Below are 13,790 nucleotides of genomic sequence, written 5' to 3' on the forward strand. Positions count from 1 at the left end.
TGGACCTTTTGTCCGGCGGGGCCGTTTGCGGTCACTATTCCCGAAACCGCGCCGAAAACCAAGACAAACGCGAAAACCGCGCCGGGCCGGGGCAAGATTCCCCCGAGCTGTTGCACGAAGGCTTGCCAGGCGGGTGGTGCGGTCGCCAAAGCCCCCGCCGCCAAACCTGCGCTACCGGGTGTCGATTCGCCCTTTGTGCCGGGAAAAGCGGTCTTGATGCGGCGAAAATAGTTAAGATTGCATTTAAATCCGAGACTTTTCGGCTCTGCCGCGAAGAAATACCGACTCTGCCCCAATCAAGCCACGATTCACCGCCACAAAAAGCCCATACCGCGAGGCTGGATGCAACGAAGCCCGGAAGCTGCGCGGCGCAACCTGAACCGAAGGAGAAACCCGATGAAATTCTTCAAACTCGCCCGCAAGATCCGCACCGAAGAAGATGGCGCCGTGACCGTTGACTGGGTCGTGCTGACCGCCGCCGTCGTCGGCCTCGGCGCTGCCGCCCTGGCCGCGGTGAAAACCAGCACGAGTGGCGTGACCACGAAGATCGGCAACTACATGGGTAGCATCACGGTCGAGGCGCCGAAGACCTAATCCAGCATTGCTGGCAAGGATTTGGGGCTGCCTTCGGGCGGCCCTTTGTCCGTTAAGGGGGGGCGGCCTGCGCCGATGTGCTGTCCGGGCCGGTGCGGTTTGTCCAAAAAATGCGTCGATCCGCCCCAATTGCGCCGCCTTGCGCCCATAGTCTGGTTGGCAGGAACCCGAAGCGGGAGGAATCATCAAGATGGGCGAAAGACTGTTGCCGCTCCTTCGGAGCCGGATCCGTCAGGACGAGGACGGGGCCGTCACCGTCGACTGGGTGGTGCTGACGGCATTTCTGGTTTCGATGGGCGTGGTCGCGGGCGCGCTCGTCTGGAGCAAGTCCATCGACATCACGCAAAAGATCGCGGAATTTCTGGATGCCCGATCGGTGAACTAGATACCCGATCGGTGGCACCCCTGTTATGATCCCGGATCGGCGGGGGAGACGATCGCTTCCGGTGATGGTGCGGCAGCTGGCCGAGGGTTCGGTCTGGAAAGGATAAGGGGGCGCGCATGCGTATGGTTGTCGCTTTGGTGCTGGTGCTGGGTGTCGCCCTTGCCGGTCTTGCGGTCTACATGGCGCAGCAGCAGATTGCGCAGTTCCAGGTCGAGCGGGATTTCCTTGTGGCCGAGCGGCTCAATGCGCCGCAGCTGGTCGATGTGGTGGTGCTGCGCCGCCCGCTGGCCTATGGCGAACGCTTCACCGCCGCCGATCTGGGCGTGATCAAGATGCAGGAGGGCCATCTGCCCGCGGGCATCTTCCACAGCATCGCAACGCCCCAGGACGCCCCCGAGGAGGCGCAGGCCGTCTCGGTCTTCCCCGGTGGCGAGACCCGTCCGCGCGCGGCGCTGCGGGCCTATGACGCCTACGAGGCGGTCCTGGCGAACAAGATCACCGCCCCCGGCGTCGATGCCGGGATCACCGCCAGCCTGTCGCCGAACATGCGCGCCTTCACCATTTCGGTCGACACCATCACCGGGGTTTCGGGCTTCCTGCGGCCGGGCGACCGGGTCGATGTCTACTGGTCGGGCGAGGTGAACGGCGAACGGGTGACGAAGCTGATCGACACCAATCTGCGGCTGATCGCCATTGACCAGAGCGCCGATGCCGACCGCGTTCAGGAAACCCAGCTTGCCACCACCGTCACCGCCGAGGTGACGCCCGAACAGGTCGCCGCGCTGACGCTGGCGCAGGGCACCGGACAGCTGACGCTGTCGCTGGTGGGGATGCAGAACACCGCCGATCCGGGCGCGATCGAGGTCGACCGCAACAAGCTTCTGGGCATTCAGGCGCAGGAGGCCGTCAAGGTCGAGGCCGAGCGGGTCTGCACCGTCAAGATGCGCAAGGGCACCGAACTGGTCGAGGTGCCGATCCCCTGCAAGGACTGACGGCCCCGCCGCGGGCCCGGACGGGGGCGGGAGGCCGGAAAAGCGCCGCCAAACCGGTTGATTCTTGCAAAAAAATCAACACTCGGGCATTGTCTGCGCCAGACAGGTGAAAATCACCGCATACCGGGCGCAGATCCGGCGGCAGCAGCGTGATCGGAGAGGCAGGATCACCATGAAAATGAAGAGTTTCTTCGGGGCTTGCGCGCTGGGTGTCGCGTTGGCGACGGTCGTGTCCCTGCCGGTTGCCGCGGAGACGCTGCGCATCGTCTCGGGGACGGGCAGCACGCCGCTGGCGGTGCCGATGAACCGTGCCGTGGTGGTGGAAAGCGACCAGCCGTTCTCGGAACTGTCGATCGCCAATCCCGGCATCGCCGATGTCACCACGCTGTCCGACAAGACGATCTATGTTCTGGGCAAGGTGCCCGGCCGCACGACAATGACGATCCTTGGCGCTGATGGCTCGCTTTTGTCGAATGTCGAAGTGCAGGTCACCCCCGACATCGCGGAATTCAAGGAAAGGCTGCGGCAGATCCTGCCCGGCGAGAACATCGAGGTCCGCACCGCCAATGACGGCATCGTGCTGTCGGGTACGGTGTCGTCTTCGACGAAACTGGACCGCGCGCTGGATCTGGCGCGGCGCTATGCGGGCGAGCGTGTGTCGAACCTGATGAATGTCGGCGGCACGCAGCAGGTGATGCTGAAGGTCCGCTTCGCCGAGATGCAGCGCTCGGTGTCGAAAAACCTCGCCTCGTCGCTGGCGATGCGCGGCACGGTGGGCGGCGGCAGCGCCCAGACCGGGGTGATCACCGGCACCGGCAATTTCACCGCCACCGGCGCGGTGGGCAATGCTTTCGACAAGGGCACGATGCCGATTTCCTCCAAGACCCAGGGCGCGCTGGGCCTTGGTTTCACCGTCGGCAACATGGAATTCGGCGTGCTGCTGGAGGCGCTGGAAAGCAAGGGGATGGTGCGCACCCTGGCCGAGCCGAACCTGACCGCGCTCTCGGGTCAGCAGGCGAAGTTCCTGGCGGGCGGCGAATATCCGATTCCGGTGGTGGACGATGACGGGATCACCATCGAATACAAGCCCTTCGGCGTCGAGATGTCGTTCATCCCCCGCGTCGTCGAGGGCGATCTGATCAACCTTGAAATCGCCGCCGCGGTCTCGGCCATCGACACGTCGGTGACGATGACAAACAACGGTACCACGGTGAACGCCTTCAAACGCCGCGAGACCTCGACCACGGTCGAGATGCGCGACGGCGAAAGCTTTGCCATCGCCGGGCTGCTGCAGGACGATTTCAACGATCTGAACCGGCAGATCCCGTGGCTGGGCGATGTGCCGGTGCTGGGCTCGCTGTTCCGCTCGACCGCTTTCGAACGCAAGCAATCCGAGCTTGTCATCATCATCACGCCGCATCTGGTCACGCCGACGCATGGCGAGGCGCTGGCGCTGCCGACCGATCGCGTCAGGCTGCCCAGCGAATCCGAGCTGTTCCTGCGCGGCAAGACCGAGGGCGGCGCCGCGGGCGAAGTGGCGCGGCAGGATTTTTCCGGCTCCTACGGCTATGTGATGGAGTGACGCGATGCAGCTTGGGGGCCAGGGCATGCGCTATTGGGTGATTGTTGCGGGCGCGCTGGCGCTGGCCGGGTGCAGCGGCGCCGAAGTGGGCAGCCAGTATGTGACCGGCGGCTTTGGCAATGCCACGATGAACAACACGCTGATGATGACCGGCCAGCGCGATTTCGCCATCAGCCTGACGCGCAAATTCGCCCAGGACGTGCCCAACACGGTCAATTTCGCCTTCAACTCGGATCGGCTTGACGGTGCGGCGCAGGCGGCGCTGGCACAGCAGGCGAACTGGATCCGGCAATTCCCCGAGGTGAAATTCCGCGTCTATGGTCACACCGATCTTGTCGGCTCGGATGCCTACAACAAGGCGCTGGGCCTGCGCCGCGCCCGCGCCGTCGTCGCCTTCCTGACCGGGCAGGGGATCTCCCGCTCCCGGCTCGAAGCGGTCGTGTCCTATGGCAAGACCCAGCCGCTGGTCTATGACCCCGGTCCGAATGCGCAAAACCGTCGTACGGTCACCGAGGTTTCGGGGCTGGCCAAACGCAAGCCGCAATATCTGGATGGCAAATATGCGGAACTGGTGTTCCGCGAATATGTCACCTCGGCCTTGCCGGAGAGCACGGTCACGCTCTCGAGCAGCAAGAGCGACGGCGGCGGCAGTGGTGGCGCCGGCGGCGGCATGCCGCAGTAAGATCTGCAGATCGCCGATCCGGGCGGGTTTTGGCAACAGGGCCCGCCAGTTTCCCGGATCGTCGCTAAATACCCCACAATTGGAACAATGCGGCCCAAATGTTGCCCAGATTGGCCGCGACTCTTGGTAAGCAGGAAATGGCGCGTCCCCGAGTCGTGCCCCTTTCGTGGCTGTGCCGGGCGCAGATTTCCCCGGTCAGGTTGCGAAATGCGTAACAAAGGACCGAGGCAATGAGTGCAGCAGCAAGTCTTTCTCCGGAACCGGCGCCGATCCTGGCCTGCACGGTCTCGCGGGACGTGTCGAATTTCGACCTGCTGATCGAGGATATGGAAGCCGAGCTGGGCGAAGGCTGGGGCGATCTGACCTTCGATGAGGCGGTGGTCTTCCTCACCCAGCCGGAGTCCGACTTGCTCGAATTCATCGCCATCGCGGTGGACAATGAAGATGAAAGCAACCTAGCGCGGATCTCCGGCATTATCTGCACCGCCAAGGAAAAGGGCATCCGCGTCATCCTGATCGCCGAGGAAGTCAGCCCGATCGCCCTGCACCAGCTGTTGCGTCTGGGCGCCGATGATTTCGTGCCCTATCCGCTGCCCGAAGGCGCCCTGCACGAGGCGATCGAGCGGCTGGGCCAGTCCGATCTGCCGCCCGATCTGCCCGCCAGCGCCGCGCCGCCCGCCTTCAAGGCCTCGGGCGGGCGCGACGGGGTGGTGCTGCCGGTGCATGGCCTCTCCGGCGGGGTGGGGGCGACGACCTTTGCCGTCAATCTGGCCTGGGAACTCGCCACGCCCGAAACCTCGAAAAAGGCGCCGGTGCCGCCGCCGCGGGTCTGCCTGCTCGATTTCGACCTGCAATTCGGCTCGGCTTCGACCTATCTCGATCTGCCGCGCCGCGATCTGGTGTTCGAGATGCTGCAAGACACCGCCCATATGGATGACGAAAGCTTCAATCAGGCGCTTTTGACCTTCAACGACCGGCTGCATGTGCTGACCGCGCCCGCGGAAATGCTGCCGCTCGACATCGTCACCGCCGAGGATATTGCCCGCATCATCGAGGTGGCGCGGTCGAATTTCGATTTCGTGGTCATCGACATGCCGACCACCGTCGTCAGCTGGACCGAAACCGTGCTGAGCCGGGCGCATCTGTATTTCGCGCTGATGGAACTCGACATGCGTTCGGCGCAGAACACGCTGCGGATGATCCGGGCGCTGAAGGCGGAAAACCTGCCGCTTCAGAAGCTGCGCTTCGTGCTGAACCGGGCGCCGAAATTCACCGATCTGTCGGGCAAGTCGCGGGTGAAGCGGCTGGCCGAAAGCCTGGATATCAGCATCGAGCTTCTGCTCTCCGATTGCGGCCGGATCGTCACCCAGGCCAATGACCACGGTCTGCCACTGGCGCTGTCGGCGGCCAAGGCGCCGCTGCGCAAGGAAATCCAGAAACTCGCCCAGTCCATCGCCGAGTTGAACCGCGCCGCCGAAGCCGCCACGGCGTAAGCGGAGCCCGGAGATCGCCATGTTCTCGCGTTACAAGAAATCCGCCCCTGCCGCGCCCGGCGGACCCGCCCGGCCCGCCGCGCCGGTGCCGCCGGTGCCGATCGCTGCCCCGCCCGAGATTCCGAAACCCGGTGTGCAGCGCCGGGCGATGCCCGGTGCGCCGGTGCCGCCGCAGGTGGCGGCCGCCGACAAGGACCGCAAGCGCAAGGAACGGATGGGCGAGCTCAAGGTCGAGCTGCACAAGCGTCTGCTGGAAAACCTCAACCTCGCCGCGCTGGAACATGCCTCGGAAGCGGAGCTGAAAGCCGAGATCGCGGCGATTTCGGGCGAGGCGATGACCGAGATGTCGGTGGTGCTGAACGCCGCCGAACGGCAGAGCCTGCATCAGGAACTTTACGACGAGGTGATGGGCCTTGGCCCGCTCGAGCCGCTGCTGCAAGACGAGACCGTCTCCGACATCCTGGTGAACGGGCCCAATCAGATCTTTGTCGAACGCTTCGGCAAGCTGCAGCTGTCGGATGTCACCTTCAAGGATGAAAAGCACCTGCTGCGGATCATCGACAAGATCGTCTCGGCGGTCGGTCGGCGCGTCGATGAAAGCAACCCCTATGTCGACGCCCGTCTGGCCGATGGCTCGCGCTTCAACGCGATGGTGCCGCCGGTCGCGGTCGATGGCTCGCTGGTGTCGATCCGCAAATTCAAGAAGGACAAGCTGGGGATCGACGATCTGGTCCGCTTTGGCGCCTTCACCGAGGAGATGGCGGCCTATCTGCAGGCTGCGGTGGCGACGCGGCTCAATGTGATCGTGTCCGGGGGGACGGGCTCGGGGAAGACCACGACGCTGAATGCGCTCTCAAGCTTCATCGACAACTCCGAACGCATCCTGACGATCGAGGACACGGCCGAATTGCAGCTGCAGCAGACCCATGTCGGCCGGATGGAAAGCCGCCCGCCCAACGTCGAGGGCAAGGGCGCGGTGACCCAGCGCGACTGTCTGCGCAACGCTTTGCGGATGCGCCCCGACCGGATCATCGTCGGCGAAACCCGCGGCGAGGAAGTGATCGACATGCTGCAGGCGATGAACACCGGTCACGACGGCTCGATGACCACGATCCACGCCAACTCGGCGCGCGACGGCATCTCGCGGCTGGAAAACATGGTCGCCATGGCCGGCATCGAAATGCCGATCAAGGCCGTGCGCAGCCAGATCGCCAGCGCCGTCAACCTGATCGTGCAGGCCTCGCGCCTGCAGGACGGCTCGCGGCGGATGGTCTCGATCACCGAAATCACCGGGATGGAGGGCGACGTGATCTCGATGCAGGAAATCTTCCGCTACGAACGGCTGGGTCTTGCGCCCGATGGCAGGATCATCGGCCGCTTCACCGCAACCGGCGTGCGCAGCCATTATTCGGAGCGCTTCCGGCAATGGGGCTACGATCTGCCCGCGGTGATTTACGAACCGGTTCAGGACTGACGGAGGCCGAAGCCCATGATCATTTCCGCCACGCCGATCATCTATGGCCTGATCTTCGTTGCCGTGCTGCTTCTGGTCGAGGGCATCTATCTGCTGGTCTTCGGCAAGTCGATCTCGCTCAACAACCGGGTGAACCGGCGGCTGGAGATGCTCGAGAAGGGGCAGCGGCGCGAACAGGTGCTTGAACTGCTGCGCAAGGAGACGACGCAGCATGCGAAGGCACAGGGCATTCCGCTTTATTCCCTGCTCGCCTCCAAGGCGCAAAGGGCCAATATCGCCTTTTCGCCGATGGCGCTGATCGGTGTGATGGCGCTGGTCAGCTTCGTGGCCTTTCTGGGCCTGACGTTGGGCACCCAGGCCTCGACCCCGGTGCGGGCGGTGCTGGCGGTTCTGATGGGCGTCGGCGGGGTCTATTTCTGGGTCCATGGCAAGGCCGCCAAGCGGCTGAAACTGGCCGAGGATCAGCTGCCCGATGCGGTCGAGCTGATGGTGCGCAGCCTGCGCGTCGGCCATCCCCTCGCCTCGGCGATCCAGGCGGTGGCAAAGGAAATCCCCGATCCGCTCGGCACCGAATTCGGCATCATCGCCGACGAGGCCGCCTATGGCCGCAATGTGGTGGACAGCCTGCGCGATCTGGCCGAGCGGCTCGACATGCAGGATCTGCGCTTCCTCGCCGTCGCCGTCTCGATCCAGCAGACCTCGGGGGGCAACCTGGCCGAGGTGCTCGACGGGCTGTCCAAGGTGATCCGCTCGCGGTTCCGGCTGTTCCGCCGCGTCCGCGCCATCACCGCCGAGCCGAAATGGTCCGGCATTTTCCTGTCGGGCTTTCCGATCGCCGTGCTGGTGGTGATCCAGGTGGTGGCGCCCAATTTCTATGACAACGTCAAGGACGAGCCCGCCTTCGTTCCGACCGCTCTGCTCGTCTTCGCGCTTCTGGGGGCGAACATGCTGTTCATGAAGATCATGACCACGATCAAGGTCTGAGGAGACAGGGATGCCCGCAGGAGCGATCACCGAGATGCTGACTGCCTGGCTGGGTCCGATGGGCCCGGTCATCGCCCTGGCGGGGCTGGGCGCCGGTCTGGTGCTCGCGGCGCTGCCCGCGCTTGTGTCGCGCCGCGAAGACCCGTTCGAGAAGCTGCGCAAGAGCATCGCAGCCAGTGGCGGCACCGCCGGAGCGGCGCAGGAGGCGACGAAAAAGGCGCAAAGACTGCGCAACAGCGGCGGTCCCGACAAGCTGCAGAAATTCGCGGGCTTTCTGGAGCCGCAAAACAAGGAAGAAATGTCCGAAAGCCGGAAATGGCTGCACAAGGCGGGCTATCGCGGCCCGCATGCGGTGCGTCATTTCCATGCCGTGCAATTCGCCTTGGCGATTTCGTTGCTTGGCCTCGGCGTGCTTTACGTGCTGTCCTACAATGCCGGACATGAAATCCCGCTCGACTCGACCAATGCGATCCTGGCGATCCTTGGCCCGGCGGTCGGCGGCTATTACGCGCCGCGCCGCTGGGTGAACCAGCGCGTCGCCGCCCGCACCCAGGAAATCCAGGACGGCTTTCCCGATGCGCTCGACATGCTTCTGGTCTGTGTCGAGGCGGGGCAATCGCTCGATCAGGGCATCATCCGGGTGGCGAAGGAACTGGCCAATGCCTACCCCGCGCTGGCCGAGGAATTCGAAACCGTCGCCCATGAGATCAAGGCCGGTCTGGACAAGCCCACAGTGCTGCGCGCCTTTGCCGAACGCTCGGGCGTGCCCGATGTCGCCTCTTTCGTCACCGTGATGATCCAGAGCCAGCAATTCGGCACCTCGATCGCCGAGGCGCTTCGGCTTTATGCCGCCGACATGCGCGACAAGCGGATCATGCGCGCCGAGGAAGCGGCGAACAAGATCCCGACCAAGATGACGCTGGGCACGATGGTGTTCACCGTGCCACCGCTGCTCATCATCCTTGTCGGCCCCTCGGTGCATGATATGATGGCGAACTTCGCCGCCATCGGTGGCGGCCCCTGAGATCTGATCGATGCGCCTGACCCGTTTCGCGCCGCTTGCCGCGCTGTCGCTGTGCCTTCTGGCCGCCTGCATGCCGGGCGGCCTTGGCGCGTCGAAGGGCAGCCCCTTTGCCCCCGGCGCGGCCGAGGGCGAGGGTGTCGACGGGCTGATCGTCGGTCACCGGCTGATGGCGGCGGGCGAATACGAGCTGGCGCTGAAGGCCTATTACCGCGCCGCGGGCGAGCAGGGGGCGACCGTTGACGTGCTCTCGGCGATCGGCTCGGCCGATCTGAAGCTGGGCCGTCTGGGCCAGGCCGAACAGATCCTGCGCCGCGCCACCGAAAAGGACGAACGTTTCGTGCCCGCCTGGAACAATCTGGGCGTGGTGCTGATGGAGCAGGGCAAGGCCGCCGAGGCGGCGCGGGTGTTCCAGATCGCCTATGGGCTCGACAGTGGCGAATCCGACGCGATCCGGCAAAACCTGCGCCTGGCCCTCGCAAAGAAAGAGAAACCCGCCTATGATCCGCCGACGGACCGACCGTTCAAGCTGGTGCGGCGGGGGGTTGGAGAATACCTGCTGCTGACCGAGCAGTGAGGCACGAGCAAGAGGACGCAGCACCATGCGCCACCCGATCATCCTTGTGCTCCTTGCGGGCTGTTCCCTGGCGCTTTCCGGCTGCATGGGCCGCGACAAGGCCGAGGTCGACAAGGCGCTCGACTCGGTCAATGCGGTCGATGCGACGAACCTGTCGGATATCATGCTGACGGTAGGCGACCCGCGCGAGGCGGTGGCCTATTTCACCCGCGCGACGAACGAACACCCCGAGCGGATCGACCTGCAGCGCGGCCTGGGCAAGTCGATGGTGCGGGCCGGTCAGGCGGAAGCCGCGATCGGCGTCTGGACCCGGGTCATCGCCATGCCCGAAGGCGGCAATGACGACAGGGTGGCGCTCGCGGATGCGCAGATCCGGGCGGGCAAATGGGAAGCCGCCAAGGCGACGCTGAATGCCATTCCGCCGACGCACGAGACTTTTGAGCGCTACAAGCTCGAAGCGATGGTCGCCGACAGCGAGAAGAACTGGAAGAAGGCCGACAGTTTTTATGAAACCGCCGCGGGGCTGACCACCCGGCCCTCGGGGGTGTTGAACAACTGGGGCTTTTCCAAGCTGACGCGCGGCGATGCCAAGGGCGCCGAAACGCTGTTCGCCGAGGCGCTGAGCTATGATTCCACCTCGTTCACCACCAAGAACAATCTGGTGATGGCGCGGGCGGCGCAGCACAAATACGACCTGCCGGTGGTCGACATGACCCAGACCGAGCGGGCGAAGCTGCTGTATACGGCGGCGCTGTCGGCGATCAAGCAGGGCGATGTGACGATCGGCAAGGGCCTGTTGCAGGATGCGGTCGACACCTCGCCGGTCTATTTCGAGGAAGCGGCACGGGCGCTTGAAGCGCTGGATGCCGGCGGCAAGCGGGGCTGAGATGCTGGGACTGAGCGTGTCGCAATCGGCCTTGGCGCTGTTCGTCGCGGTGCTGCCGATCTGCGCCTGGGTCAGCTATACCGATCTGAAATACATGAAGATCCGCAATGCCGCGGTGCTTTCGCTGATCGCGGTCTTTGCCGTCGTCGGCTTTCTGGTGCTGCCGCCCGAGGTCTGGGCCTGGCGCTGGCTGCATCTGCCGGTGGTTCTGGTCATCGGCCTTGTGCTGAACATCGCGCTGGGCGTCGGCATGGGCGACGTGAAATTCGCCGCCGCGAGCGCGCCGTTCTTTTCCGCCGATCCGGGCCGGGTGATGCTGGCGCTGGTGCTTTTGCAGGCCTGCCTGATCCTGGCCTTCGCCCTGCATCGCATCGCCCGCGCCATTCCGGCCGTGCGCGCGGCGACGCCCGACTGGGCCAGCTGGGGGCATCGGAAATTCCCCTTCGGCCTGGTGCTGGTGAGCACGCTTCTTTGCTATCTCGGGCTGATCGCCGCGCTCACCTGAGCTGCGGCGCGGCTTTCTGCGCCTGATCGCCCAGCGCGCCATGCGCGCTCCACCAGCCCGGATGGCTTGCGGCAAGGGCCGCCTGCGCCGCTGCGGCCTCGGCATCGGAGCCGAACAGGCCGAAACAGGTCGCCCCCGATCCCGACATCCGCGCCAGTTGGCAGCCGGGCAGGGCGGCCAGCACCGCCAGCACCTCGGCGATCACCGGGGCCTGCGCCACCGCCGGGGCCTGCAGATCGTTGCGCTGGCTGGCCAGCCAGGCGATGCAGGCGCCCGCATCCGCAAAGGCCGGGATCTCGGGCAGGGGCGGATTGTCCTTGCAGCGCAGCGCCTTGAAGACCGAGGGCGTGGGCACTTCGACGCGCGGATTGACCAGAACCGCGGGCAGGGCGGGCAGGGTGACCGGGGTCAGATCCTCGCCGATGCCGCGGGTGCGGGCCGGGCGCGGGTCCAGACACATCGGCACATCGGCGCCCAGTTTGAGCACCGCGCCCGCCTCGGGCAGGGGCTGCCCGGTCAGCGCCGCCATGCCGCGCAGGGCCGCCGCCGCATCCGAGGAGCCGCCGCCGATCCCCGAAGCCGCGGGCAGGCATTTTTCCAGCACCACCGCCGCGCCCACGCCAAACAGCGCCGCTGCCTTCAGCACCAGGTTCTCCGGGCCCTCGGGCACGGCGGCGCCCTCGGGGCCGCCAACCTTCAGCCCCAGCGCCGCGGCCGGGGAAAGCGTCAGCCCGTCGCCCACCGGCGAAAAGGCGACCAGACTGTCAAGCAGATGATAGCCATCGGCGCGCTGGCCGGTGACATGCAGGGCCAGGTTGACCTTGGCCGGGGCGAAAACGTCAATTCTGCGCATGGTCCGGGTGCAGCGGCGCGGCACCTTCCTCCTTCAGCACGGCATCCAGCCCGACTTCAAGCTTGCGGCGGACGCGGTTGGGGTCGAGATCGGGCGAGGGCCCCAGATTGAGCGCCCGACGCCACTGGAATTCCGCCTCGCGCTGGCGCCCGACGGCCCAGTAGACATCGCCCAGATGGTCGTTGAGCAGCGGATCGGCGGGGGTCAGCTCGACCGCCTTTTCCATCTGCACCACCGCCTCGTCATAGCGGCCCAGCCGGTAATAGGCCCAGCCCAGACTGTCGGTGACATAGCCGTCATCAGGCCGCCCGGCGACGGCCTTTTTGATCATCTCGAGCGCTTCCTTCAGGTTCTGCCGCTTTTCGACATAGGAATAGCCCAGATAATTCAGCACCATCGGCTGATCGGGCGCAAGTTTCAGCGCCTGACGGAAGCCCTTTTCCGCCTTCTCCCACTGGCCCGAGCGCTCCTGCGCGATGGCGCGCGAATACCACAGCGGCCAATCCGCCGGACGCGGCTTGCCGGTCAGCGCGATCGCCTTGTCATAGGCCGTGGCGGCCTCGGCGTAGCGTTCCTCGCGGCGCAACGTGTCGCCCAGCGAGGACCAGGCATTGGGCAGGTCGGGATGGCTGCGGGAGAGGGCTTCGAGCACGCCGATCGCCGCGTCGGATTGCCCGGCCGAGACCATCGCCTGCGCCCGGCCCAGTTCGGCGGCATAGAAGGTGGGATTGTCCGGGCCGATCTCGGCATAGGCGGCGATCGCCAGATCATATTGTTCCTGCGATTCCAGGATGTCGGCGATCAGCAGCGCGGCATCGACATCATCGGGGCGCAGCCACAGCGCAAGCCGGGCATGGACCAGCGCGAAACCGGGCAGCGAATCCGCGCTCAAAGCCAGCGCGACCGACTGGAACACCTCCGCCACGCCATCGCGGGCCGAGCCGATCCGGGTGAAGGGCAGGGTCTCCCCCGCCGCCAGCTGCTTGCGGATCGCGGCGATCTCGGGGGGGGCGGCATCGCCATAGGCCTGATCGATCAGCGCCACCGCGTCACCATCGCGTTCCAGCTGCGAGAGCACCTGGGCATGGGCCAGAATCCCGCGCCGGGTGCCATTGAAGTAATCGGCATATTTGCCCGAAAAGATCTTCTCGGCGCCCTCGTGGTCGCCGACCAGCGCCGCGGCCAGCGCGCGGTGATAGGCGGCAAAGCCCTCGAGCCCGTCGATCTTGCCCAGCGCGGCAAAGCTCGCCATCGCCTCGGACATCTTGCCTTCGCCCGCCAAGGCCCAGGCCTTGTAAAGCCCGCCCACCAGCTGACCGGCGTCGCCGCCGCGGTCCAGAAGCGCCTGCCCGGCGGCGAAATCGCCCGAGCGCGCCGCCTCGGCCAGCATCACCAGCACCGCCACCTGCGAGGGCTGCTTGGCGGTGACCATTTGCGCCGCCAGATCGCGGGCCGCGGCCATGTCGCCCAGCGAGATCAGGCTGACCAGCAGCCCCTCCTGCACCCGCTCATCGCCGGGATCATCGGCCAGAAGGCGCTGATAATAGGTTGCCGCCGCGGCGTAATTGTTGTCCGTCGCCGCCGCCTGCGCGGCCAGATAGGCGCCCGCATCCTCGGACCGGACCGCGGTGGCGGGAAGCGCCAGACCAAGGGCCGCGGCGAGGCAGAGAGCAGGCGAAAGTCGGGAGAGGAAGGGCACGGAGGGGTCCTTTTGATCGGGCTTCCCAAAGGGTAGCGAGGCCCATCGCGCAAAGCAATCGGG

The 13,790-nt window shown here is 65.7% G+C and carries 14 protein-coding genes; 12 read left to right on the forward strand and 2 right to left on the reverse strand.

Annotated features, from left to right (window positions below):
• Positions 1–396: 396 nt before the first annotated feature.
• The 12 genes from AC4PTB_RS02855 (at position 397) to AC4PTB_RS02910 (ending at position 11,175) form a co-directional block, all read left to right on the forward strand.
• Positions 397–594 (forward strand): hypothetical protein, encoded by a 198-nt coding sequence (locus tag AC4PTB_RS02855; protein WP_492191592.1) that lies wholly within the window; start codon positions 397–399, stop codon positions 592–594.
• A gap of 205 nt (positions 595–799) precedes the next feature.
• Positions 800–979, forward strand: coding sequence for a hypothetical protein (locus AC4PTB_RS02860; RefSeq protein ID WP_492191593.1), 180 nt, complete (start codon positions 800–802; stop codon positions 977–979).
• 116 nt (positions 980–1,095) lie between these two features.
• Positions 1,096–1,971 carry a Flp pilus assembly protein CpaB gene (cpaB, locus tag AC4PTB_RS02865; protein WP_492191594.1) on the forward strand — a complete coding sequence of 292 codons (876 nt, stop codon included), beginning with the start codon at positions 1,096–1,098 and terminating at the stop codon, positions 1,969–1,971.
• Between the two features lie 172 nt (positions 1,972–2,143).
• Positions 2,144–3,553 (forward strand): type II and III secretion system protein family protein, encoded by a 1,410-nt coding sequence (locus tag AC4PTB_RS02870; RefSeq protein ID WP_492191595.1) that lies wholly within the window; start codon positions 2,144–2,146, stop codon positions 3,551–3,553.
• Between the two features lie 4 nt (positions 3,554–3,557).
• The gene (locus AC4PTB_RS02875; RefSeq protein WP_492191596.1) at positions 3,558–4,235 is read left to right on the forward strand and encodes an OmpA family protein; all 678 of its coding nucleotides are present in this window, start codon (positions 3,558–3,560) and stop codon (positions 4,233–4,235) included.
• 230 nt (positions 4,236–4,465) lie between these two features.
• Positions 4,466–5,728: a CpaE/TadZ family protein gene (locus AC4PTB_RS02880; protein WP_492191597.1), complete on the forward strand. Its 1,263-nt coding sequence runs from the start codon at positions 4,466–4,468 to the stop codon at positions 5,726–5,728.
• Between the two features lie 19 nt (positions 5,729–5,747).
• On the forward strand, positions 5,748–7,202 hold the full coding sequence (locus AC4PTB_RS02885; protein WP_492191598.1) for a TadA family conjugal transfer-associated ATPase: 1,455 nt from the start codon (positions 5,748–5,750) through the stop codon (positions 7,200–7,202).
• A 15-nt stretch (positions 7,203–7,217) separates the two neighbouring features.
• On the forward strand, positions 7,218–8,186 hold the full coding sequence (locus AC4PTB_RS02890; RefSeq protein ID WP_492191599.1) for a type II secretion system F family protein: 969 nt from the start codon (positions 7,218–7,220) through the stop codon (positions 8,184–8,186).
• A 10-nt stretch (positions 8,187–8,196) separates the two neighbouring features.
• Positions 8,197–9,210: a type II secretion system F family protein gene (locus AC4PTB_RS02895; RefSeq protein ID WP_492191600.1), complete on the forward strand. Its 1,014-nt coding sequence runs from the start codon at positions 8,197–8,199 to the stop codon at positions 9,208–9,210.
• A gap of 10 nt (positions 9,211–9,220) precedes the next feature.
• Positions 9,221–9,784 (forward strand): tetratricopeptide repeat protein, encoded by a 564-nt coding sequence (locus AC4PTB_RS02900; protein WP_136908505.1) that lies wholly within the window; start codon positions 9,221–9,223, stop codon positions 9,782–9,784.
• A gap of 25 nt (positions 9,785–9,809) precedes the next feature.
• Positions 9,810–10,670 carry a tetratricopeptide repeat protein gene (locus AC4PTB_RS02905; protein ID WP_492191601.1) on the forward strand — a complete coding sequence of 287 codons (861 nt, stop codon included), beginning with the start codon at positions 9,810–9,812 and terminating at the stop codon, positions 10,668–10,670.
• Position 10,671: 1 nt separating this feature from the next.
• Positions 10,672–11,175, forward strand: coding sequence for a prepilin peptidase (locus tag AC4PTB_RS02910; RefSeq protein ID WP_492191602.1), 504 nt, complete (start codon positions 10,672–10,674; stop codon positions 11,173–11,175).
• On the opposite strand, the gene AC4PTB_RS02915 is transcribed toward AC4PTB_RS02910, so the two are convergent.
• The gene (locus tag AC4PTB_RS02915; RefSeq protein ID WP_492191603.1) at positions 11,168–12,028 is read right to left on the reverse strand and encodes a 4-(cytidine 5'-diphospho)-2-C-methyl-D-erythritol kinase; all 861 of its coding nucleotides are present in this window, start codon (positions 12,026–12,028) and stop codon (positions 11,168–11,170) included. The genes AC4PTB_RS02910 and AC4PTB_RS02915 overlap by 8 nt on opposite strands.
• A complete protein-coding gene (locus tag AC4PTB_RS02920; RefSeq protein WP_492191604.1) occupies positions 12,015–13,727 on the reverse strand; it encodes a tetratricopeptide repeat protein in 1,713 nt (570 codons plus the stop codon). Before AC4PTB_RS02920 ends, AC4PTB_RS02915 begins: the two co-directional genes overlap by 14 nt.
• Between the last annotated feature and the right edge of the window lie 63 nt (positions 13,728–13,790).

It is taken from the genome of Rhodobacter sp. 4.3.4, from assembly GCF_058724655.1.